This window comes from Arthrobacter sp. UYCu512, from assembly GCF_040547075.1.
In the GTDB taxonomy this organism is placed as follows: domain Bacteria; phylum Actinomycetota; class Actinomycetes; order Actinomycetales; family Micrococcaceae; genus Arthrobacter.
Genome location: NZ_JBEPPA010000002.1, coordinates 169412 through 190747, shown reverse-complemented (window position 1 = coordinate 190747; position 21336 = coordinate 169412). Strand labels below are relative to the sequence as shown.

Sequence of the window (21336 nt, the reverse complement as noted above, 5' to 3'; positions counted from 1 at the left end):
TTCAACAAAGGGGACAGGGACCATGACCGTTACGGTTTACACGAAACCGGCCTGTGTTCAGTGCAACGCGACATACCGCGCGCTGGATAAGAAGGGCATCACCTACCAGAGCGTCGACATCTCCCAGGATGCGGATGCCCTCGAGCGCCTGAAAGGCCTCGGCTACATGCAGGCCCCGGTTGTCGTCACGGACCAGGACCACTGGTCCGGTTTCCGCCCCGACAAGATCGAAGAACTGGCGCAGGCGTACGCCGTCGCCGTCGCCTAAAACGCTTGACACGAAATCACGTTCGATGAGGTGACACCCATGGCACCAGTGGCAACGGCAACGGCCCACACTTCGCCGGCGGCAGACGGCCGGAACCCGGCTACGGTCCGGAGCACTGCCAGTCACCTCATCTACTTCTCCTCCAGTTCGGAAAACACCGCCCGCTTCGTCGGGAAGCTGGGCATCGACGCCGCCCGGATTCCGCTCCATGCGCGGGAACCGGCGCTGGTGGCCACCGAGCCCTTTGTATTGGTGCTCCCGACTTACGGCGGCACCGGGGGAGAAGGTTCCGTTCCGAAGCAGGTCATCCGCTTCCTGAACGATCCGCGCAACCGGGAAGAAATCCGGGGCGTGATCGGGGCAGGCAACACGAACTTTGGGGACAACTACTGCATGGCCGGCGACATTATTGCCGCGAAATGCCAGGTCCCGCACTTATATCGATTTGAACTTATGGGGACGCCGGAAGACGTCAGCCGGGTTCACCAAGGATTGGAAGAATTTTGGACACGACTGTCGCAGACACCGAAGTGACCGGGCCGGGCTCCCTCGGCTCAGCCGAGAAGACCAGCTCCGCCGTCGAGAAGCACACCGTTCCCGGCGAGAAGCCGGCCATGCCGGCCGCTTTCCAGGGCCTGGGCTACCACGAGCTCAACGCGATGCTGAACCTCTACGGCCCGAACGGGGAGATCCAGTTCGAGGCCGACCGCGAGGCTGCCCACCAGTACTTCCTGCAGCACGTGAACAACAACACCGTTTTCTTCCACGACCTTGAGGAAAAGCTCGACTACCTCGTGAAGAACGAGTACTACGAGCGCGAAACCCTCGACCAGTACACGATGAACTTCATCCGCGAGCTCTACAACCGCGCGTACAAAAAGAAGTTCCGCTTCGAGACCTTCCTCGGCGCGTTCAAGTTCTACACCTCCTACACGCTCAAGACGTTCGACGGAAAGCGTTTTCTGGAGCGCTACGAGGACCGCGTCTGCATGGTGGCCCTGCACCTGGCCCGCGGCGACGAGCAGCTCGCGCTGCAGATGGTCGACGAAATCATCGAAGGCCGCTTCCAGCCGGCCACCCCCACGTTCCTGAACGCCGGCAAGCGCCAGCGCGGCGAGCTGGTCTCCTGCTTCCTGCTCCGCATCGAAGACAACATGGAGTCGATCGGCCGTTCCATCAACTCCGCCCTGCAGCTCTCCAAGCGCGGTGGCGGCGTGGCGTTCGCGCTGACCAACATCCGTGAGGTCGGCGCGCCGATCAAGCAGATCGAGAACCAGTCCTCCGGCGTCATCCCCGTGATGAAGCTCCTCGAGGACAGCTTCTCCTACGCCAACCAGCTCGGTGCCCGCCAGGGTGCCGGCGCGGTGTACCTGCACGCCCACCACCCGGACATCTACCGTTTCCTGGACACCAAACGGGAGAATGCGGATGAGAAGATCCGGATCAAGACCCTCTCGCTCGGCGTCGTGATCCCGGACATCACCTTCGAGCTGGCCAAGAAGGACGAGGACATGTACTTGTTCTCGCCGTACGACGTCGAAAGGGTCTACGGCATGCCGTTCTCCGACGTCTCGGTCACCGAGAAGTACTACGAGATGGTTGACGATTCCCGGATCAAAAAGACCAAGATCAAGGCGCGCGAGTTCTTCCAGACCCTCGCCGAGATCCAGTTCGAATCCGGTTACCCGTACATCATGTTCGAGGACACCGTGAACCGGGAAAACCCGATTGACGGCAAGATCATCATGTCCAACCTGTGCTCGGAGATCCTCCAGGTCTCCCAGCCCACCACGTACAACGACGACCTGTCCTACGAGACCACCGGCAAGGACATTTCCTGCAACCTGGGTTCGCTGAACATCGCCAAGGCGATGGACTCGCCGGACTTCGGTCTGACCATCGAAACGGCCATCCGGTCCCTCTCGGCCGTCTCGGACATGTCCAACATCACCTCGGTCCCCTCGATCGCCCGCGGCAACGACCAGAGCCACGCAATTGGCCTGGGCCAGATGAACCTGCACGGATACCTGGCCCGCGAGCGGGTCCACTACGGCTCCGAAGAGGGCATCGACTTCACCAACATCTACTTCTACTCGGTGGTGTTCCACGCCGTCCGGGCCTCCAACCGGCTGGCCATCCAGACCGGCCAGACCTTCGGCGGCTTCGAGAAGTCCAAGTACGCCTCCGGCGAGTTCTTCGACAAGTACACGAACCAGGAATGGGTCCCGCAGACGGCCAAGGTTGCCGAGCTGTTCCAGAACATCCACATCCCCACCCAGGATGACTGGCGCGAGCTGAAGGCGTCCGTCATGGAGCACGGCATCTACAACCAGAACCTGCAGGCTGTCCCGCCGACCGGCTCGATCTCCTACATCAACAACTCCACCTCCTCGATCCACCCGGTGGCGTCCAAGATCGAGATCCGCAAGGAAGGCAAGCTGGGCCGCGTGTACTACCCGGCGCCGTACCTGACGAACGACAACCTGGAGTATTACCAGGACGCGTATGAGATCGGCTACGAGAAGGTCATCGACACCTACGCCGCTGCCACGCAGCACGTGGACCAGGGCCTGTCCCTGACGCTGTTCTTCAAGGACACCGCCACCACCCGCGACATCAACCGGGCCCAGATCTACGCCTGGAAGAAGGGCATCAAGACCATCTACTACATCCGTCTCCGCCAGCTCGCGCTGGAAGGGACTGAGGTGGAAAATTGTGTCTCGTGTATGTTGTAATCAACTGAAATAGGTTGATTTGCTTTAGGGATGAAATGATGGAACCGACGACGGCGACGGGCGGCTTGGTCTACGGCATCCGGCTTAGGCGGGAGGTCGAGTACCGCTATGTCGGTATCACGACTAAGACGGCCAGTCGTCGTTTCCATCAGCACCTGCGCGTTGCCGCTGAAGGGCGAAAGACGCCCCTCTACGATTGGCTCCGAAAGCATGATCCGGCTGATCTCATTGCAGATGAATTGGACTGGATTGAAGGCCTGCCGGAGCTCGGCCGGGCCGAGATCGAGTGGATCAGTTATCTGCGGCGTGAGGGAGACCGTCTCCTGAATCTCTCCGACGGCGGTCTGGGTCCCACGGGAGTTGTGTGGACTGAGGAGATGCGGGAAGCCGCAAGTATCCGTGGCACGGGTCGGAAGGGGCTGAGCCGGCCCGGGCCGGAGAACCCCTTCTACGGTGGCAGGCACAGCCTGGAGCAACGCGGGAAGTGGTCTCAGGACCGCAAGGGAACCTACTCCGGTGCGGACAATCCCAACTTTGGTAAGTTCGGAGCGGAGCACCCGGGCTTTGGCCATACGATGAGTGAGGAATCACGGAGGGCTCTTTCCGACGCCAGGAAGGGGCCGGGGAATCCTAACTTTGGCAAGAAGCTAAGCGCGGAAACCCGGGCGAAGCTGTCAGCCGCTCAAAAAGGCAAGCCCAAGCCTGCCAGCCAGCGCAGCGCACACACCAGACATCACACCAACAAAGGCATCGAGAACGCCGAGTGCAGCTATTGCATCGAGGACTCAGCCAAACCCAGTTTCTCTGCAGAAAGCGAGTCGGAGTCATGACAGCAAAAGTAAAGCTTCTCACCCATGTTGATGCGATCAACTGGAACCGCATCCAAGACGAGAAGGACGTTGACGTCTGGAACCGCCTGGTCAACAACTTCTGGCTTCCGGAGAAGATCCCGCTGTCTAACGACGTGCAGTCGTGGGCGACGCTGACGCCCGACGAGCAGCAGCTCACCATGCGCGTGTTCACCGGCCTGACCCTGCTGGACACCATCCAGGGCACCGTCGGCGCCGTCTCCCTCATCCCGGACGCGATCACCCCGCATGAAGAAGCCGTATACACGAACATCGCGTTTATGGAGTCCGTGCACGCCAAGAGCTACTCCTCCATCTTCTCCACGCTGGCCTCCACCAAAGAGATCGATGAGGCGTTCCGCTGGTCCACCGAAAACGTGAACCTGCAGAAAAAGGCGCAGATCGTTATGGACTACTACCAGGGCGACGATCCCCTCAAGCGCAAGGTGGCCTCCACGCTGCTGGAGAGCTTCCTGTTCTACTCCGGCTTCTACCTGCCGATGTACTGGTCCTCACGGGCCAAGCTGACGAACACGGCCGACCTGATCCGCCTGATCATCCGCGACGAGGCCGTGCACGGCTACTACATCGGCTACAAGTTCCAGAAGGGCCTCGAAGGCGCCTCCGAGGAGCGCAAGCAGGAGATCAAGGACTACACCTTTGAGCTGCTGTTCGAGCTGTACGAGAACGAGGTCCAGTACACGCACGACCTCTACGACTCCGTCGGCCTGGCCGAGGACGTCAAGAAGTTCCTGCACTACAACGCCAACAAGGCCCTGATGAACCTGGGCTACGAGGCCATGTTCCCGGCCTCGGTGACGGACGTGAACCCGGCCATCCTGTCGGCGCTGTCACCGAATGCTGACGAGAACCACGACTTCTTCTCGGGGTCGGGGTCTTCTTACGTCATTGGCAAGGCTGTTAATACTGAGGATGACGACTGGGACTTCTAGTCTTCTTCTCTCCTTCGGCGGGGATGCGGCAGATGTACATCTGATGCTCTCGGATGTACATTTGTTGCATGTCGACCATCAACATCACGGACGCGCGATCACACTTGCCGGAGCTCATCGAGAAGGCCGAGTCTGAGCCGGTATTTATCGAACGCCGCGGACATCGGGCGGCGGTTCTAGTATCGCCTGAGCGATATGAGCAGATGCTTGATGCTTTGGAAGAAGTCGAGGACATTGCGGCGTTTGATGCCGCAATGGCGGAAGAAGGCGAGAACATTCCCTGGGTACAAGTGAAGGCGGATCTGGGCTGGGCATGAGCCCCTACCGGATTGAGCTTAGACCTGCCGCCATCCGCGCACTGAGAAAAATTCATCCCGAGGATAAAGAACGCATTCAAGGTGCGATCGCGCTGCTAGGCCAAGACCCACGGCCGCCCAAAGCAATTGCTTTGAGCGGCCGTCCCGGGTATCGGGTCCGTGTCGGCGACTACCGGATCATCTACACCATCCAGGACGACGTGCTCTTGGTAGTGGTCGTAAACCTCGGGCACCGTCGGGACGTCTACCAGAAGTGACTTCCGGCGACGTGCAGGCGACCTTCGCTACGCGGTAGCTCGGCGGTTGATGCGTGCGCGCTCCGCACCACGGATGATCAGTTCGCCTGCCGCTCCAATCCCCAGCAGCATCAAAAGATTCCCATTCCTGGCGGAACTCGCCGCAATATACGTGTTCTGCGCGGCAGTGACAGCGGCGATGTCATTGGCGTACCAACCGTTGACAACAGTCTGCTGCGGTGCGCCCTTTGTCTCGCCGTTGTTCATGGTGTTCTTAAGATCGGCTGCGCTGAGCCCGGACTTCCAATCGGAAGGGCTGCTGCCACTCTGAAAGGCCGGGTTGTTGACGATCCATGTGATGATCATCAGCAGACCCAGCAGCGCCCCCAAAATGATCCGGGCGCCGTTGGCCGACCGGAGCTTCGCTAACTTCAGCCTCTTGGACTTTAGCTGCGGTTCGTGGTCCGGAGTCGGCGGTACCTCCGGCATCGCGTTTCCAGTGGATGTTTCGTAAGTAGTCATTTCCCCATTTTTTCGTGTTGTTTGTTGCGACCGCCTGACGGCGGAAACTCCGGTGCGGTTAGCCACGGGCCTCCGCAAACCGCGGGGCCATCGACTCCATTTGCTCCATGACCAGCTTGATGGCCTCGGGCTGCTTGTCCGGCGGGTAGCCGAAACGGACCAGGAGCCGTTTGATCGAGGAGCGCAGCTTGGCCCGGACGTCGTCGCGGACGGTCCAGTCAGTCCGGACGTCACGGCGCATCACCGACACCAGCTCGCGGGCGATGTCGGCCAGGATGCCTTCGCCCTGTACCTCCACCGCCGACTCATTTGAAGCCACGGCATCATAGAAGGCCAGTTCGTCCGAGTTCAGCGGGGGAGTGAAGTGCGCGCCGCGGTTGGCTTCGGCTGCCACTTCACGGGCCAGTTCCACCAGTTCCGCAATGACCTCCGCCGACGTCAACTGCTGGTTGGTGTACTTCTTCATTAGCTCGGTGATGCGTTCGGAGAACGCCCGCTGCCGGATGACGTTGGTCCGCGTCGTGGCAACGGTCTCATCAGAAATCAGTTTGCGCAGTGCCTCGATGGCCAGCTGCGGGTTCCGCGCCTGCTGGGTTTTGGCGATGAACTCCGGTGTCAGGTCATCCAATGACGGCTTCGGCATGCCGGCAGCCTCGTAGATGTCGAGGACCTCGCCGGACGAAGTGGCCGAGGCAATCAGTTCGCCCAGCAGCCGCTGGATGTCCTCAGGCACCGGCTCGCCAGAGGCCTGCCGGTCGGCGGCGTCGTACTTCGCCATCCAGACCCGGATCTCCTCGTAAACCTGGATCTCCGGGCGCAGCTCGGCCAGCGTCTCCGACCCTGAGCACAGAGCCCAAGCTCTGGACAGCTGGCTGGAGAACCTGCGGTACCGGGCGGCGATCGACTCCTCGCCGTCGGCTGGTTGGTTACCGGGTGTGCCCGGGTTGCGCAGATAGCTCACCGCGCCGGTCACGGCATTCAGAAACGCCTTGTTGCCGCCCTTCATCAGCACCGCCTTCCAGTCGTACCCGGCGAGCAGGGCACGCAGCGAATCTACGATCGACACCGTCAGGCCGACAGCCTCATCGATGTTCTTCCCTACCGGCTTCTTGTCCTGGTCCGAGCGCGTGTACTCGCCTAGCGCCTTGGCCAGGTTCTCCGCCAGCGGCGCATACGCCACCAGCAGCCCGTCATCCTTGCCGCGGAATGTGCGGTTCACCCGGGCCAGGGTCTGCATGAGCAGCGCGCCCTTCAGCGGCCGGTCCAGATACAGGGTGTGCAGGGGAGGGGAGTCGTAGCCGGTGAGCATCATGTCCTTGACGATCACCAGCTCCAGCTCGTCATCCACGTCTTTGAGACGCTCCTTGATCTGGGCGTTCATCGAGTCGCGGCGCACATGGTCCGAGACCGGCGGCCCATCGGTCGCATTGCCCGAGTACACCACCTTGATCTTGCCCTTGCCTAGGTCATCCGAGTGCCAGTCCGGCCGCAGTTCCACGATCGCGGTGTACAGCTTCGCGCAGATTTCCCGCGTGCCGCCGACGATCATGGCCTTGCCCGGCGCCTCGATGAACTTGTGCATCCGGGCGCTGCGGTTCTCCCAGTGCGCCACCAGGTCGGCGGCCAGCGCGGCGATCCGCTGCGGCGCGCCGTAGACGGCGTTCACGACGGCGACGCTCGCCTCGATCCGCGCCCGCTCGGTGTCGTCCAGGCCCAGGGTCGCCTCGTCGGCGGCCCGGTCCAGGATTTCTTCCGTGACCTCCGAGGCCAGCCCCACTTTGATCAACCGGGGCTCGAAGTACACGGGGACGGTGGCGCCGTCCTCCACGGCCCGGGAGAGGTCATAGACGTCGATGTAGTCGCCGAAGACGTCCTGAGTGTTGCGATCATCGAAGGAAATCGGGGTGCCGGTAAAGGCGATGAGCGTCGCGTGCGGCAGGGCGTCGCGCAGGTGCCGGGCGTAGCCGTCGAGGTCGTCGTAGTGGCTGCGGTGCGCCTCGTCCACCACCACGATGATGTTGCGCCGGTCGGACAGCAGCGGGTGGTCGGTGCCGGCATCCTTTTCGGCCTTGCTGCGGCCGAACTTCTGCAGCGTGGTGAAGTAGATGCCGCCGGTGGTGCGGTTGGAGAGTTCCTCGCGCAGCTCGGAGCGCTTCTTGATCTGCTTGGGCGACTCGGCCAGCAGGAGGCTACGTGAGAAGCCCTCGAACAGTTGCCCGTCGAGTTCGTTGCGGTCCGTGATGACGACGACGGTGGGGTTCTTCAGCCGGGGGTGCCGGGCCACCAAGTTGGTGTAGAGCTCCATCTCCATCGACTTGCCCGAGCCCTGCGTGTGCCAGACGACGCCGGCCTTGCCATTGCTCTCCACGGCCTGAACGGTGCTGCCCACGGCCTTGGTGACGGCGAAGTACTGGTGCGGCTTGGCGATGCGTTTGGTGAGCCCGTCGGAGCCGCCGTCGAACGCGGTGAAGCTCTGCAGGAGCTGCAGGAAACGGTCCTGGTTATACAGCCCGTGCAGGGCGGTTTCCAGCGCCGTGACGGCTTCGCCGTCTTCCATATAGCCCGGCGTCAGGGGGACGCCGTCGTCGTCGACGTTCCAGGGGGAGAAGTGGTTCAGGGGTGTGAACGGCGTGCCGTATTTGGCGTCGATGCCGTCCGAGGCGAGGGTGAAGACGCAGAAGCGGAACGCCAGGGGGAATTCGCGCAGGTAGGTCTGCAGCTGGGCGTGCGCGCCGGCGACGTCGGCCGTGGCGCTGCCAGCCTTCTTGAGCTCGATGATGCTGACGGGCATGCCGTTGCAGTAGAGCACGAGGTCGAAACGGCGTTTGTAGTCGCCCTGGATGAGGGTGACCTGGTTGACGGCGAGCCAGTCGTTCTGGTCAGGGTCCGTGCTGAGCAGCCGGATGGTGGGGTTGACCTCGGTGCCGTCGGTGTCGATGTAGCTGAGCCGGAAGCCATCCACCAGATAGCCGTGGATTCGGTGGTTCTCGGCGATGGCGTCGTTGGACTTCGGTGAGGCGATCTCCGCGAGGGCCTGCTGGAGGTACTGCACGGGGACCGCCGGGTTGAACCGCTGCAGGGCCGCGAGCAGCCGCGGCCGGATCAGCAGCTCTTCCCAGGAATCGCGTTCGCCGCGGCCGGGAGCGATGTCCTGTGCGGCCAAGGGCCGCCAGCCTAGCGGCTCGGCCAAACGGTCTAGCGCCATACCTTCCCAATCGGCTTCCGAAAAGGCTACGGCGGGTGCTGCTGTCACGGTGGTTCCCCCTGATGGACCGGATGTCATTCGTAAGTGGTTGTGCAATGCTGCTTCGAAGTCGGACAGGCTGGCTAGGTCAGCCCGTCCGACCTCTCAAACTCCCGCGTTCTCCAGCACTTTCTCCGCATCCCTGACCCGCAGCTTGCCGGACACGAGTTGTGGGAGGAGAGCGTCACGGGTTGATGCCAGCGAGTCCATCTCGTACTCGAGCGAGTCGCGAAGCTGCAGAATCGGACGCGCTACGGAAGCGTAGTTCTCCTGTATGTCCTGCGAAACCAAAGGTGCTTGGAACGTTGAAATTGCATCGGATGCTAGATGCAGGACTGTAGTGCCGCTTGTTCTGCTTCTGCAATGCGCTCTGAAGCGCCCCTGCAACATCACGCCGAGCAGGAATTCGACCGGCGAGTCCTGGCGCGGACGAACGATGGCCAGGTCCAAGCTTGCGACGAGCTTTTCATAACCGGGGGCCCTTGGAACGCGAACTGCTCGTCCGATCACTTCTGCCTCTTGGGTCAAGTCCGTTTGAGCCACGACCAATTCACCAGGCGCGACCTCTTGAGCAGGTTTGAAGGGGCCGGCATACTCCTTGAGTCCTCTGAGGGAGTACCCACCGTTTCTGTCAAATGACTTCAGTGTGACAAGGGCATTCGACGACTCCAGGAGATCAGCGCTTCTATAGGAAACGCCCTTTGTGATTGACGCCATCTCGCTGAACGGGATTGTCTCCTGGGGGAGTCCGCACAACAGTGCGAAGGAGGTCTCTAAGACCTCGCCGGTCTTCGAGATGAGTCTGGTGTTGGAGGCGATCTTGTCGTCGAGTGCCCCCAAGACGTCTGCAATGGCTCGCTGTTCTGATAACTCAGGGATCAAGAACTTGAGCCTTGCCAGTGTCGCCAGATTGATGTTGTCCTGGACCGAACCCGAACCCGCTGCTTGATGTTGCAGACCGGCTTTCAATGTTCGGAATGCGTACTCGATGAAGCGCACATCGACCACTTTTGAATCAGCAATGAATCCTACGATGCTGTCGGGGAAGCATGCAGGAAAGTCGAGTACGCCTGTCTCGGCAATGTTTGCAGCAATGGTGATGCACATCGTCCCCGCTGGCCACAAGCGGCTTTGAGCGAGCCCAGATTCGCTGTACGTCTGGCTGTGCTGAGAGATTCGACCCCCAGATGCTTTGACGTCGCCAGTTTGAATGAAGGGGTATGTGCCACCGTAGAGATGTTCGGCGTACCTAGGCCTGTGCCTGGAGCGTCCTCGATTCACTTCGCCGAGCTGACTCAGAGTGACCTCGCGCCACTCGCTCATGACACCCTCCCCAACTGCTCGCGCACAACAGCGGCCAGACGCTCGGACTCCTCAAACTGCTCAAACAACTCCTTCGACAATCGGGCGATCTTGTCCTCGATCGGCTCGCCGTCGTCCTCTACCTCAGCAGCTCCGACGTACCGGCCAGGCGTCAGCGCGTAGTCTGCTGCCTTGACCTCCGCGAGGGTGGCCGAGTAGCAGAAGCCGGCCTCGTCGTCGTACGTCAGGCCTGCCTCGACAGCAGAGGAAGTCCCGCGCCAGGCGTGGTAGGTGCCGGCGATCTTGGCGATGTCATCCTCGGATAAAGCGCGCTCGGCACGGTCCACCATGTAGCCCAAGTTGCGGGCATCGATGAAGAGCACCTGGCCGGTGCGGTCGACGGAGCCCTTGGGGCCGGCGGTTTTGTCCTTGGCGAAAAACCAAGTACAGACCGGGATCCCGGTGCTGCGGAACAGCTGCGTGGGCAGTGCGACCATGCAGGAGACGAGGTCCGCCTCAACCAGCTGCCCGCGGATTTCGCCTTCGCCGCCGGAGTTGGAGGACATGGAGCCGTTGGCCATGACCACGCCCGCGGACCCGCCGGGGGCGAGCTTGGAGATGATGTGCTGAATCCAGGCGTAGTTGGCGTTCCCGGCGGGCGGGATGCCGTACTTCCAGCGGGGGTCGGACTCGGAACGGGCCCAGTCCTTGATGTTGAAGGGCGGGTTGGCCATGATGAAATCTGCGCCGTTGACCCCGGTCAGTTCCGGGTGCTGGTCTCGGGCGAAGGTGTCGCCCCAGCGGGAGGCGAGGTTGGCGTTGAGGCCGTGGATGGCGAGGTTCATCTTGGCCATTCGCCAGGTGCGCTCGTTGAGCTCCTGGCCGTAGACCGAGATGTCCGAGCCCTCCTTCTGGTGGTGCTCCAGGAACTTCTCGGTCTGGACAAACATGCCGCCCGAGCCGCAGCAGGGATCATAGACCCGCCCGCGGTTGGGTTCCAGCACCTCCACGAGCACCCGGACCACGCCGGCCGGGGTGTAGAACTCGCCGCCGCGCTTGCCCTCGGCCCGGGCGAACTTCTCCAGGAAGTACTCGTAGACCTCGCCGAGCAGGTCGCGGGCCTTGCTGACGCCCTGGCCCGTGAAGCGGGCCGAGTTCAGCAGGTCCAGCAGCTCGCCGAGGCGGCGCTGGTCCACGTTGTCGCGGTTGAAGATGCGGGGAAGCGTGGCCGCCAGCGTGGGGTTGGCGGCCATGATGAGGTCCATGGCCTCGTCGATCAGCTGGCCGATGCTCTTCGGTGCCTCGCCCATCGCGGCGGCGAGGCCCTTGCCGTTCTCCGCGAGGTAGTCCCAGCGGGCACGGGCAGGGACCCAGAAGACGCCGCGGCCGGTGTACTCGTCCACGTCGTCGATCAGCTGGGCGATCTGGTCCTCATTGAGGCCGTCGGCTTCCAGCTCCGTGACGATCTGGGCGCGGCGCTCCTCGAAAGCGTCCGAGACGTATTTCAGGAACACCAGGCCAAGGATGACGTCCTTGTACTGGGAGGCGTCCATGGAACCGCGCAGCTTGTCCGCGGCCTTCCAGAGGGTGTCCTTGAGTTCCTTCATGGTGGACGGGGCGAGGTCCACCTTTAATTTCGGGGGCATTACTGGGTTCCTTCGGTCTGTGGTTCGGCGAGCTTAGTGCTGGGGTCTGTCAGGGTGAGGCTTCCGCCCGCTACGCCGTCCGTAATCAGGGTAGCGAGTTCCTCCAGCCGTTTGAGGCGTTCGCGGGCCAGATGCTGCCCATGTTGCAGCCGGGCGAGCGTTTCGGCAAGCTTCTCCCGCTGGGCCTCCGGCAGGCGGCGCAGCTGCCAGTGCCGCCAGACCTTGTCCCTGCCGGACAGTGCGTTGATGTCCGCGGCGACGACGTCGGGCAGCAGCCCGCCGGGGTCCCCGGCGTCGATCCGCAGCACCCTCGCGGGGAACACGACGGCGGAGCCGCCGTCAGCGTCAACAGTGGCCGCCGGACGCGGGCTGGTGCAGAACACGACGTCGCCGGGCTCGGTGAGCCGGCCCCCGGGGTTGCTGGCGGCGAACTCCAGCAAGCTGATGTACCGGGCCGGGGCGGTGTGCGGGTGGAGCAGCTCGGCCGGCCCCAGGACCCGTGTGGTGCCGCCCGGCGCCAGGTCCGCATCGACAATCCGGTTCCCCTTGATGTATTTCAGGGTGCCGGCGGCCAGAAGTCCCTGGACTGCGGCGGGCTGGGCCTTCGTGGCTGGACCTCCCGGGAGAACGGCCATGTCAGCTGATGGCTTCGTTCCTCCGGCTCCGACCAGACGCACCAGTTCCTCGACGCGAAGGACAGCCCCCGCGCCGCCGGAACTCGGAGCCGGCCCGGGGTGATGAGCTGCCACGAGGGATGTCCGGGCGGCCAGCAGCAGACGGGTCTGGACCAGTCGGGCAAACCTGAAGGAGTGGGCGCGCACGGTGGCGCGGTTACCCATAGAGGCGACCATGTCGCTCACCAGGTCCTGCCTCACGTCGTCGGTGAGGGCACAGGCGCTGAGGTCCGCCGCCATGGTCCAGCGTTCCGCAATCGGTACTTTTGCGAACGACGGTCCCAGCACCCACAGCGCCTGCGCTTCGCGGGGCTTGGACCGCAGCAGGCCCTGGGGCAGCCGGACAATGGCACGTACCCGGCCGGTGCGCAGCAGCCCCGAACGCAAACCCGCGGCCCCGGCGGCCAGCGGAACATCGCAGAGAACACGTGCCGGGGCAATGATGACCGCCCGCTGCTGGTCGTCCATCTGGAGGACAAGGTGTTCCACCGCGGAGAGAATCTGGGTGGCGTCCATGCCTGGTTGGCCGGGGGATGGGTACTGCGCCACATGGACCACGGCTCCATGCATGGCGAATTCGCCGCTGGTCTCGACACGGATCTGTCCGGAGTCCACACCATGGACGCGCAGGCGGCGACGCACCAGCCGGCCGGCGCCGCCGTCGTCGTCCGCTGTCAGAAAGGTGACGGGCGCACCCTCGCCGGAAGCGTGCACGACGCCCATCAGGAGGTCGCTGCCGCCGCGGGTGGAGTCGGCAAAGACGGGACTCCCGCCCAGCACCGCGGACAGTTCGACCGCCGCGGCGGCGATTAGCTCCACGGCAGATTCCGTAAGGGCGGTATCCGAGTGCTCCCGCAGCCCCGCCCGGAACCGGGCGGCCAGAAGCTGTTCAAAGGCGGCAGGTGCGTTGTAGGCGCTGTCCACCAGCCGGTCCGCGAACGCTGCGGTAGCAGCGAGCGACGGGCCCTGGGCCTCCAGTTCCGAGTAAAGAAACCCGTCATCGGGGTCGCACTCGTCCGCGGCGTCCAGCAGTTCAGCTGTGGTCAGGGTTCCAATCCCGGCTCCTGTCATGGCCTTGAGAGTCAGGAGGGCGGTGAGGGCAGCCAGGGTGTTCCCTTCGACGCCGCCGGCCGCCGTTACGGGTATCCGGGCGAAAGCGGCGGCGTCGTTCACGGCATCAGGGTTGTTGCCGCGTCCGGTAGCGTCCAGCCAGCCGGCGACCTGATCGGCGTCGAACAGTTCACGGCCGCTATCCAGCGCACTGGGCTCGGGAAACGGGTGAGCTGACCCGGCACTGCGTTTGCGCCAAATGGACACGACGGGCCGCTGGACCTGCGCCAGTGCGGCGACGTCGGAAAGGGTCATACGCAGGGCTTCTGCTTTGGTCATGTGCGCCTCCTTACGACGTCGCCCCAAGCCTAACGGGATGTGGTGACATTCCTGCTGGAGTGCTGATAAGGGGGGTTATCAGTGGTCTTTCGTCGTGCCGGTGCAGGGCCGCCGTAGCTTCGGTTCTGCAGCGCCGAGGGAATCCTCCGATGCTGCGACGGCGGCGGGGAACCACGCATTGGGGGACCGGTATCCCGCCGCCGCTCAGTAGCTACAGCAAAGAGAGGACGAGATCATGTTGAACTCCGTCACGGGCCACGGAACGGACGAGACGCCGTTCCTGGGGAAGTTGAAGCCGGCGCGCAAGAAGAGGGTCCTGCTGGCTGTCGCCGCCATCGCGCTCCTGGCCGGTGGAACGGTGCTCGGCACGACGCTGCCTGACCCGAGGTCCAGCGACGCCTACCTGGCGCTGGCGGGGGAGGAAGCCGCTGCGAAGTCTGAGCGCGACTCGGCTCAGTCCAACTACCAGTCGATGAAGTCGAAGTACGACACCCTGCAGAACGGCAATGCCGCCCGCGAAGCGAAGCTCACGGCCAGGGAATCTGAGGTTGGCAAGGCAGATGCGGCCGTCAAGACCGCCGATGCGGCCGTCAAGACCGCCGATGCGGCCGTCAAAAAACGCGAAGAGGCGGTGACCGGCGCCGAGAAGACCAAGGCGGCCAACACCATCGCCGACGGCACCTGGACGGTCGGCAAGGACCTTGAGGCCGGCACCTACCGGGCCGCTGCCGACGTCGGCTCCTCCTGCTACTGGGGCATCTACGCGACCGGAAGCAACGGCAGCACCATTATCGACAACGATCTCCCCGGCGGCGGCCGGCCCTCAGTGGCGCTCTCCGGCGGGCAGGACTTCAAGTCCAGCCGCTGTGGCAAATGGGAAAAGCAGTAACAGTTCCACGCCTCGCATCATTCATTCACCTTGGAAAGGCACCACATGTCCCACGAACTTCCGGAACAGCCCTTGACCACTGCGCTTGCAGCGCCTCAGCCGCGGCCGTTCTTCAAGAAGAAGCGTTTCCTTATCCCGGCCGGAGTCCTGGTGCTGGGCATGGCCCTGGGCTCGTGTTCCGGGGGCTCCAAGCAGGCCAGCGATGCCTCGCCGGCGGCCGCGACCTCAGCTCCTGCGGCAGAGGCACCTGCTTCTTCGGCAGCTGCTGCGCCGGCCGCAACGCCGGCTGCCCCTGTTGCTCCACCTGCTCCACCGGCGGCACCTGCCGGACCCGCCGTCGGCGCTCCGTTCAGCGTCAAGATGGGCAACGGCAACGTCGCGAAGATCACGATTGTCTCTGCCGTCCGCACTGACGCTGTCACCACCACTGCCTTCGCGGCGGCACCCAAGAGTGGAAGCTACCTGCTCCTGGACGTCCTGTGGGAAACGGAGACGGGCAAAACCAGCTCCAACCCGTTCTACTTCTCGGCCAAGGACTCCAACGGGCGAAAAGCCGATCTGAACCTCTTCGCGGACAACCAGCTTGGTTCCGGCGACGTTCTGCCGGGTGACAAGACCCGGGGATTCATTGCCTTCGACACCGCGGCCGGTGCTTCGACCGTGATGATCTCCACCCCGCTGATGCAGGAAGCCGCACGGATCCAGATCCCGGGGTAGTGCAACTGTGGAGCCGTGTCCGGGGGTGCCCGGCTCCCTCTCGACCCTTACAGTTCAACTGTTCACTTTCGCGTTATCAATTGGGGGATTCCTTGAGCATCAACAAAGAGCACGTTTCGCCATCTGGGCAAATGCCCGCCGCAGACGCCGGAACCATAGTGGCCAGCGGCGCCGGGGCCGTCCCTGTGGCCCAGATCTATCAGTTCCGTGGCGGGGCCGCATCCTGGTTCGGCACCCAGATTCTCGGCGTGCTGATTACGATCTGCACCATTGGAATCTGCTACCCGTTCGCCCTTGTCCTCGTGGAGCGATGGCGGGCCAAGAACACCTATCTTCACGGCCGGCAGCTCCTCTTCGTCGGCACCGGGTGGGGCATCTTCGGACTGTGGATCAAATGGGCGCTCCTGAGCATCATCACGCTGGGCATCTACACCTTCTGGGTCTACCCGCGACTGATGCAGTGGAAGGTCGAAAAGACCGTCTTCGCTTAGTCAGTATGTGTTTCCCGGGGCGCGGCCCCTGCGTGGCTTGGCGGTGAAACGGAAGTTGCACCACATTGAGACTGTCTTAGACAAGCTTTCTTGCATTTGTAGCGCAATGCGGAACACAATCGCATCATCAGGAGAAGACCTCCGCACGGCATCGCCGGCGGGGGTCTTCTCGCGTCTCAAGCCACTCCGAACCTATAAAAGGTCAAAACCATGAACATGTACGAAGAGAACCACCTGCACGTTGACGGCAGCTTCGCGATGGAACTCGTCGTCGCCGGAGTAGATGAGCACGGTCTGCCGATGCTGGAGCTGAGTATGTATCCGGTCGTCGTTGCGGGCGTCGATCAGGACGGGCTGACGTATACCGCGGACTGGCGGCACTGCGTTGGGCAGCTCTCCCTTCCTGTGGAGGATTCGGGTCTGAGCCCTTGTGAGGTCGAAGCCCTTCCTCTGAGTGACGGCTGGGCAACTCTGTCCGCGGGTGAGGGACCCGGCCTTGCCGCTGCAAGGATCGGGGCCGAGTTCGGAGCGCAGGCAGCCGTCCTGGTACTCCAGGTGTTGACGGAAGCACTACTCGCTGAATTCATCAATATGGACGTCCACGCGGCGCCGTACCGAAGCCTTGACCCCGGCAGCGACGACCTCCATATGGCGATTCAGGAAATGCATGCCGAACTTGCCCCTCGCGTCGCCGAGAATGTGGAGAATCGTCGTACGCGCGAGGCCTTCGAAACGATTATCGTCGGCGCATTCAGCGAATCGGGCGTCTGAATCACGACGACCAGATCTCAAAAGCAGTTCCATGGGCCGCACACCGGGCAGTTGTTCAAGGCAGGGCAAAAAGATGAGCGGCTTGAGTTGAATCCGGTGGGTTTGTCCTCCGCATGGCCCAGCAGATCGTCCACCGCAGACATGTACATATTGATCTGGCCCACATACTCCGGCTTGAACGCCGTTGCCTTCAGTTCGACCACCACAAAGCACCTGAGCTTGAACTTGCAGAAGAGCAGATCGGCAAAGAATTCATCACCGCTGATTATCAATTGCACCTGGCGTCCCACAAAGGCGAAACCCTGGCCAACTTCCAGGAGGAACTTCTCCACGTGGCCAATCAGCTGATCCTCTAACCCACGCTCATTCTGCTGGCCTGTCAGCGACAGGAAGTCAAAGACGTAAGGGTCCTTGAATGCCTGCTGGGCTAGGTCCGACTCAGCTGGCGGCAAAGTCTGCGTAAAGTTGGTGACGGCATTACCCGTGCGCTCGTCGAGTCTGGTCTCAATGTGATGAGACAGAACATTCCGGGAGCACCGTTGTCGACGGCGGACCTTGCGTACCAGAGCCGGGTCTCAGCGTCGCTGAGCTTGTCCACAAGAATGACGTTGTGGCCCCAAGGCAATGTTGCAACAGGCTGATGCAACATTGGGAAGTCCGGCCACTCCTGAGCGAAGGACTTCATGAAGCGGGGGTTCCGTGGCGAGAAGCCCGAGGCGTAGGGAAACGATGCACGGACGCCAGCAGAAAGGCTTGTTACCACCTTGCTAACCGCACACTAAGCGGTTCTTCAAGATGAAGCGCTTCCTCATCCCCGCCGGCGTGCTGCTGCTCGGCAGTGCACTGGGGTCCTGCTCCGGTGGAACCAAGGAAGCCAGCGACGTGACCGCGGCGGAGGCGCCGTCGTTGGCTGCCCCCTCCGCCGCCGCAGTGGCGGTCGCACCTCGGCCCGTCAACAGTCTGCTTCGCGTACCTGGAACCGGACGCCCAGGCAGCTCAAACCTGGCCGCATGATGAAGCCGAGGTCATCGACACCCCATACCGCACACCGGAACAAGCCGCGCAACAGATCTCGGATTCGGTGCTTTTTCGCTGAGATCATCAAACGTCCGGGATCCTTGTGTCCGGTGAGCGATTCCTTACCGAGCGTCCTCGTGCGTGCGTGTCGCCGTGTGGCGCCAACAAGGCGTCCTGACCTCGCGCTAAGCAAACATCTTCTGCGGAGTAGTGTTCCTCGCTGCAATGCAGGTTGTACCTCCACTACTCTCAGGATAAAGCGCTGAGGGGGACTTGCGGCAAGGGACTGCTGACGTGGCATACTCGCGGGGTTGAGTATGCCAACAGAAGGAGTCCAGGTGTCCAGACCGCTCGAAGAGGGCCCTTTTTTCCATGGCACGGTCGCGGATTTGAAGGTGGGCGATTTGCTCACATCGGGCAACCGATCGAACTACCGCCCCGAGATCGTGATGAACCATATCTACTTCACAGCTCGTGCCGACGGCGCCGGCCTCGCAGCGGAAATCGCCGCGGAACTTGCAGAGGGCGCGACGACTCCACGGGTGTATGTGGTCGAGCCCACCGGAGCGTTCGAGGACGACCCCAACGTGACCGACAAGAAGTTCCCTGGTAACCCCACCCTGTCGTACCGGAGCAGAGACCCGTTGCGGATTTGCGGCGAGATCACCGAGTGGGCCAGACTGACACCCGAACAGCTGCAGACGTGGCGGGAACGGCTATCGGTGCTGCTCTCGAGCGAGCGGGGCGAAATCATCAACTGATGCTTCACACTGGCGAGATGCGCGTCATCGTAAGCGATAGCACCTTGGATAAGCGCGCCACCTGCGAAGTGTTGCGCGCCCAAAGCGACGACGGTGCCCGCAAGAACCCAAGGCTCCCGGCACGGACACATCGTGGGTCGTGCAGACGAGTGTCGACATTGCGTGCAGACGGCTTCGGATGAACGAGGCGCGGCATCGCGGGCTTCGGCACGGCTCTTCGCCCAGACGTCTACTTCCCAGACGTAACTTCCCGGGCCAAGGAAACAGGCCACAACCTCCGATCACTGCAAGTTCTGGCACTTCAAGTTCTGGACTAGCAGAACCCGGCGATGACATTGCGCTCGGCGAATCGTAGCTACGCGATCATCAGCGTGAATTGCGGCCGGGCGAGTTTCGACGCTGAGCCCAGCTGCCCTCGGGAGAATTGGGATTCCGGCGGACCGCCGTCAACAGTCCAGCTCGGAGCTCGGAGCTCGTAGTCCGCTGGCCTACGGGACCTGGTAGGACGTATCGCGTGCGTCCGTAATGAGCATGTGCCCCGGAGCATGTCCAATGGCCAGTGCAGGTTTTGATTCCATCACGGCTGCCTGCGGAGTCACCCCGCATGCCCAGAAGACCGGTACCTGGCCGTCCGGGATGCGGACCGGGTCGCCGAAGTCCGGCCGGCCCAGATCAGCGATGCCAAGTTCTGCGGGGTTGCCGACATGGACCGGGGCGCCGTGCACGGCCGGATAGCGGGAGGTGATCCGAACGGCGTCGGCCACCTGGGATGCCGGCATGGGGCGCATGGAGACCACCAGCGGCCCGGCCATGGTGCCGGCCGGGTCGCAGCGAACCGACGTCCGGTACATGGGCACGTTCGTGCCCTGGTCGATATGCGCCACCCGGATGCCGTTGTCCTGCAGGGCCGATTCGAAGGTGAAGCTGCACCCCACAATGAACGTAACGAGGTCATCGCGCCAGTGGTCCGTGATGTCGGTCGGTTCGTCGACCTTCACGCCGTCCTTGTACACCACGTATTTGGGCACATCGGTGCGGATATCGCCGCCGGCGAGCAGCGCTCCGGAGGTCACCCCGGCGTCCAGGACGCCCAGGATAGGGCACGGCTTAGGGTTGCGTTGGGCAAACAGCAGCACGTCGAACGCCTGCGCCTTGGGAACAATTATCAGATTGGCCTGCGCGTAGCCGCTGCTCCAGCCGGAGGTGGGAGTCACGAGGCCGGCGCGGAACAGGGACCGTGCCGCCGCCGGAAGCAGGCCAGCCGGGTTTTCAGGAGAGACGACGGCGGGCCGCGCGGTTACCGGACGGGGCAGCATTAGGACCACAGCTTCGCCAGGCTGGTCAGCGAGCTATAACCAAGGAACAGGGTCAGCAGCCAGGCCACCACTCCCATAATGAGCAGCCCCTTCGGGTAGACGTAGCCGTGGAGGAGGTCCCGACGCCGCCACGCCACCCACAACAGCACGCCGAAACCAACCGGGAGGATAAGGCCGTTGAAGGCGCCGGCGAAAATCAGGAGCTGCTGCGGGGCCTGGCCGATCAGCAGGTAGGCGACGCTGCAGAAAGCGATGAAGCCGACGGTGATCAGGTTCCGGGTCCGCGCCTTGGTGCTGGACTTCGTCACGAAGGAGACCGAGGTGTACGCCGCACCGATCACGGAGGTGATGGAAGCTGCCCACAGGATGACGCCGAAGACGCGCATGCCGATATCGCCGGCTGCTGCCTGGAATGCCGAAGCTGCCAGGTTGCTGCCGGTCAGCGCCACGCCGCCGGCGACGACGCCGAAGATCGCCAGGAACAGCAGGATGCGCATCACGCAGGTGACCAGGATTCCGACGATCGAGCTCTGCGTGATTTGTTTGACGTTTTCGACGCCGGTGATGCCTGTGTCAAGCATGCGGTGGGCACCCGCGTACGTGATGTAGCCGCCGATGGTGCCGCCGATGAGGGTGGTGATGACCAGGAAGTCGACCTTCTCCGGCATCACGGTGTTCTTGAGCGCCTCACCCAGAGGCGGGGCGGAAACCACCGCAACATACAGCGTCATCAGGATCATCAGGGCCCCGAGGATCACCACGATCCGGTCCAGGGCCACCCCGGCCCTTTTGCTGAGGAAGATCATAATGGCCACGACGGCGGACAGCGCCCCGCCGATTTTGGGATCCACACCCATCATCGCGTTGGTCCCGAGCCCTGTTCCCGCGATGTTGCCAATGTTGAAGACGATGCCACCCAAGAAGACCAGCGCGGCGAGGAACCATCCGACGCCGGGCAGAACCTTGTTGCCGAGCTCCTGGGCCCGCAGGCCCGAGACGCCAATGATCCGCCAGACGTTCGCCTGCACGGCGATGTCAACCAGGATGGAGACCAGGATCGCGAAGGCAAAGGCGGCGCCGAGCTGGACGGTAAAGGCCGTCGTCTGGGTGATGAAGCCCGGGCCGATGGCGCTGGTGGCCATCAGGAACATGGCGCCAAGCAGGGCCGAACGCCGGGCGGCTGGCTTGAGGCCGGCCTTGACGGAGGTGGTTTCCATGGGAGTTCCCAACGATTGGGTGA

The 21336-nt window shown here is 62.9% G+C and carries 22 protein-coding genes; 13 read left to right on the top strand and 9 right to left on the bottom strand.

The window, feature by feature from the left end; all coding sequences use genetic code 11:
• Positions 1-22: 22 nt before the first annotated feature.
• From nrdH to ABIB49_RS03435, 7 genes are all read left to right on the top strand, one after another.
• Positions 23-268, top strand: a complete 246-nt coding sequence (nrdH, locus tag ABIB49_RS03465) for a glutaredoxin-like protein NrdH (RefSeq protein ID WP_253032606.1) — start codon at positions 23-25, stop codon at positions 266-268.
• 39 nt (positions 269-307) lie between these two features.
• Positions 308-802, top strand: coding sequence for a class Ib ribonucleoside-diphosphate reductase assembly flavoprotein NrdI (gene nrdI / locus ABIB49_RS03460; protein ID WP_226774548.1), 495 nt, complete (start codon positions 308-310; stop codon positions 800-802).
• An 80-nt stretch (positions 803-882) separates the two neighbouring features.
• Positions 883-3003, top strand: coding sequence for a class 1b ribonucleoside-diphosphate reductase subunit alpha (gene nrdE / locus ABIB49_RS03455; RefSeq protein ID WP_354156729.1), 2121 nt, complete (start codon positions 883-885; stop codon positions 3001-3003).
• A gap of 35 nt (positions 3004-3038) precedes the next feature.
• Positions 3039-3833, top strand: a complete 795-nt coding sequence (locus tag ABIB49_RS03450) for an NUMOD3 domain-containing DNA-binding protein (protein ID WP_354156699.1) — start codon at positions 3039-3041, stop codon at positions 3831-3833.
• Complete coding sequence (gene nrdF / locus ABIB49_RS03445; RefSeq protein ID WP_226774546.1) at positions 3830-4804, top strand: class 1b ribonucleoside-diphosphate reductase subunit beta; 975 nt, start codon at positions 3830-3832, stop codon at positions 4802-4804. The genes ABIB49_RS03450 and nrdF overlap by 4 nt, the downstream gene beginning before the upstream one ends.
• Before the next feature lie 68 nt (positions 4805-4872).
• Positions 4873-5121, top strand: a complete 249-nt coding sequence (locus ABIB49_RS03440) for a type II toxin-antitoxin system Phd/YefM family antitoxin (protein ID WP_142037365.1) — start codon at positions 4873-4875, stop codon at positions 5119-5121.
• Entirely contained in the window at positions 5118-5378 is a 261-nt protein-coding gene (locus ABIB49_RS03435) for a type II toxin-antitoxin system RelE family toxin (RefSeq protein WP_226774545.1), read from the top strand. Before ABIB49_RS03440 ends, ABIB49_RS03435 begins: the two co-directional genes overlap by 4 nt.
• A gap of 27 nt (positions 5379-5405) precedes the next feature.
• Here ABIB49_RS03435 and ABIB49_RS03430 read toward each other — a convergent pair whose 3' ends face one another.
• From ABIB49_RS03430 to ABIB49_RS03410, 5 genes are all read right to left on the bottom strand, one after another.
• Positions 5406-5879, bottom strand: coding sequence for a hypothetical protein (locus ABIB49_RS03430; RefSeq protein WP_283479515.1), 474 nt, complete (start codon positions 5877-5879; stop codon positions 5406-5408).
• Between the two features lie 58 nt (positions 5880-5937).
• Positions 5938-9162, bottom strand: a complete 3225-nt coding sequence (locus ABIB49_RS03425) for a type I restriction endonuclease subunit R (RefSeq protein ID WP_354156698.1) — start codon at positions 9160-9162, stop codon at positions 5938-5940.
• A gap of 66 nt (positions 9163-9228) precedes the next feature.
• Positions 9229-10446: a restriction endonuclease subunit S gene (locus tag ABIB49_RS03420; RefSeq protein WP_354156697.1), complete on the bottom strand. Its 1218-nt coding sequence runs from the start codon at positions 10444-10446 to the stop codon at positions 9229-9231.
• Positions 10443-12071, bottom strand: coding sequence for a class I SAM-dependent DNA methyltransferase (locus ABIB49_RS03415; RefSeq protein WP_354156696.1), 1629 nt, complete (start codon positions 12069-12071; stop codon positions 10443-10445). The genes ABIB49_RS03420 and ABIB49_RS03415 overlap by 4 nt, the downstream gene beginning before the upstream one ends.
• Positions 12071-14134, bottom strand: coding sequence for a hypothetical protein (locus ABIB49_RS03410; protein WP_226774539.1), 2064 nt, complete (start codon positions 14132-14134; stop codon positions 12071-12073). The genes ABIB49_RS03415 and ABIB49_RS03410 overlap by 1 nt, the downstream gene beginning before the upstream one ends.
• 235 nt (positions 14135-14369) lie before the next feature.
• On the opposite strand from ABIB49_RS03410, the gene ABIB49_RS03405 reads away from it, so the two are divergent.
• The 4 genes from ABIB49_RS03405 to ABIB49_RS03390 all read left to right on the top strand — a co-directional run bounded on the left by ABIB49_RS03405 (position 14370) and on the right by ABIB49_RS03390 (position 17002).
• Complete coding sequence (locus ABIB49_RS03405) at positions 14370-15023, top strand: Rv1352/Rv1906c domain-containing protein (RefSeq protein ID WP_354156695.1); 654 nt, start codon at positions 14370-14372, stop codon at positions 15021-15023.
• A gap of 45 nt (positions 15024-15068) precedes the next feature.
• On the top strand, positions 15069-15740 hold the full coding sequence (locus ABIB49_RS03400) for a DUF4352 domain-containing protein (RefSeq protein ID WP_354156694.1): 672 nt from the start codon (positions 15069-15071) through the stop codon (positions 15738-15740).
• A 131-nt stretch (positions 15741-15871) separates the two neighbouring features.
• A complete protein-coding gene (locus tag ABIB49_RS03395; RefSeq protein ID WP_282360241.1) occupies positions 15872-16231 on the top strand; it encodes a DUF898 family protein in 360 nt (119 codons plus the stop codon).
• A gap of 210 nt (positions 16232-16441) precedes the next feature.
• On the top strand, positions 16442-17002 hold the full coding sequence (locus tag ABIB49_RS03390; protein ID WP_354156693.1) for a hypothetical protein: 561 nt from the start codon (positions 16442-16444) through the stop codon (positions 17000-17002).
• Positions 17003-17019: 17 nt separating this feature from the next.
• On the opposite strand, the gene ABIB49_RS03385 is transcribed toward ABIB49_RS03390, so the two are convergent.
• Both ABIB49_RS03385 and ABIB49_RS03380 read right to left on the bottom strand, forming a co-directional pair.
• Positions 17020-17454 carry a PDDEXK nuclease domain-containing protein gene (locus ABIB49_RS03385; RefSeq protein WP_354156692.1) on the bottom strand — a complete coding sequence of 145 codons (435 nt, stop codon included), beginning with the start codon at positions 17452-17454 and terminating at the stop codon, positions 17020-17022.
• Positions 17430-17765, bottom strand: coding sequence for a DUF1016 N-terminal domain-containing protein (locus tag ABIB49_RS03380; RefSeq protein WP_354156691.1), 336 nt, complete (start codon positions 17763-17765; stop codon positions 17430-17432). Before ABIB49_RS03380 ends, ABIB49_RS03385 begins: the two co-directional genes overlap by 25 nt.
• Before the next feature lie 32 nt (positions 17766-17797).
• Between ABIB49_RS03380 and ABIB49_RS03375 the strand changes: the two genes are divergently transcribed.
• Together ABIB49_RS03375 and arr are read left to right on the top strand one after the other, a co-directional pair.
• Positions 17798-18016 (top strand): hypothetical protein, encoded by a 219-nt coding sequence (locus ABIB49_RS03375; protein ID WP_354156690.1) that lies wholly within the window; start codon positions 17798-17800, stop codon positions 18014-18016.
• A gap of 341 nt (positions 18017-18357) precedes the next feature.
• Positions 18358-18780 carry an NAD(+)--rifampin ADP-ribosyltransferase gene (arr, locus tag ABIB49_RS03370; protein WP_354156689.1) on the top strand — a complete coding sequence of 141 codons (423 nt, stop codon included), beginning with the start codon at positions 18358-18360 and terminating at the stop codon, positions 18778-18780.
• A gap of 488 nt (positions 18781-19268) precedes the next feature.
• On the opposite strand, the gene ABIB49_RS03365 is transcribed toward arr, so the two are convergent.
• Positions 19269-20096, bottom strand: a complete 828-nt coding sequence (locus ABIB49_RS03365) for a putative hydro-lyase (RefSeq protein WP_354156688.1) — start codon at positions 20094-20096, stop codon at positions 19269-19271.
• Positions 20096-21313: an NRAMP family divalent metal transporter gene (locus tag ABIB49_RS03360; protein ID WP_282360235.1), complete on the bottom strand. Its 1218-nt coding sequence runs from the start codon at positions 21311-21313 to the stop codon at positions 20096-20098. Before ABIB49_RS03360 ends, ABIB49_RS03365 begins: the two co-directional genes overlap by 1 nt.
• Between the last annotated feature and the right edge of the window lie 23 nt (positions 21314-21336).

Excerpts from the sequence above, each read along its gene's own strand:
- nrdH (WP_253032606.1), top strand. The coding sequence starts at position 23 with ATGACCGTTACGGTTTACACGAAACCGGCCTGTGTTCAGTGCAACGCG.
- nrdI (WP_226774548.1), top strand. The coding sequence starts at position 308 with ATGGCACCAGTGGCAACGGCAACGGCCCACACTTCGCCGGCGGCAGAC.
- nrdE (WP_354156729.1), top strand. The coding sequence starts at position 883 with ATGCCGGCCGCTTTCCAGGGCCTGGGCTACCACGAGCTCAACGCGATG.
- ABIB49_RS03450 (WP_354156699.1), top strand. The coding sequence starts at position 3,039 with ATGATGGAACCGACGACGGCGACGGGCGGCTTGGTCTACGGCATCCGG.
- nrdF (WP_226774546.1), top strand. The coding sequence starts at position 3,830 with ATGACAGCAAAAGTAAAGCTTCTCACCCATGTTGATGCGATCAACTGG.
- ABIB49_RS03440 (WP_142037365.1), top strand. The coding sequence starts at position 4,873 with ATGTCGACCATCAACATCACGGACGCGCGATCACACTTGCCGGAGCTC.
- ABIB49_RS03435 (WP_226774545.1), top strand. The coding sequence starts at position 5,118 with ATGAGCCCCTACCGGATTGAGCTTAGACCTGCCGCCATCCGCGCACTG.
- ABIB49_RS03430 (WP_283479515.1), bottom strand. The coding sequence starts at position 5,879 with ATGACTACTTACGAAACATCCACTGGAAACGCGATGCCGGAGGTACCG.
- ABIB49_RS03425 (WP_354156698.1), bottom strand. The coding sequence starts at position 9,162 with ATGACATCCGGTCCATCAGGGGGAACCACCGTGACAGCAGCACCCGCC.
- ABIB49_RS03420 (WP_354156697.1), bottom strand. The coding sequence starts at position 10,446 with ATGAGCGAGTGGCGCGAGGTCACTCTGAGTCAGCTCGGCGAAGTGAAT.
- ABIB49_RS03415 (WP_354156696.1), bottom strand. The coding sequence starts at position 12,071 with ATGCCCCCGAAATTAAAGGTGGACCTCGCCCCGTCCACCATGAAGGAA.
- ABIB49_RS03410 (WP_226774539.1), bottom strand. The coding sequence starts at position 14,134 with ATGACCAAAGCAGAAGCCCTGCGTATGACCCTTTCCGACGTCGCCGCA.
- ABIB49_RS03405 (WP_354156695.1), top strand. The coding sequence starts at position 14,370 with ATGTTGAACTCCGTCACGGGCCACGGAACGGACGAGACGCCGTTCCTG.
- ABIB49_RS03400 (WP_354156694.1), top strand. The coding sequence starts at position 15,069 with ATGTCCCACGAACTTCCGGAACAGCCCTTGACCACTGCGCTTGCAGCG.
- ABIB49_RS03395 (WP_282360241.1), top strand. The coding sequence starts at position 15,872 with ATGCCCGCCGCAGACGCCGGAACCATAGTGGCCAGCGGCGCCGGGGCC.
- ABIB49_RS03390 (WP_354156693.1), top strand. The coding sequence starts at position 16,442 with ATGAACATGTACGAAGAGAACCACCTGCACGTTGACGGCAGCTTCGCG.
- ABIB49_RS03375 (WP_354156690.1), top strand. The coding sequence starts at position 17,798 with ATGAAGCGCTTCCTCATCCCCGCCGGCGTGCTGCTGCTCGGCAGTGCA.
- ABIB49_RS03365 (WP_354156688.1), bottom strand. The coding sequence starts at position 20,096 with ATGCTGCCCCGTCCGGTAACCGCGCGGCCCGCCGTCGTCTCTCCTGAA.
- ABIB49_RS03360 (WP_282360235.1), bottom strand. The coding sequence starts at position 21,313 with ATGGAAACCACCTCCGTCAAGGCCGGCCTCAAGCCAGCCGCCCGGCGT.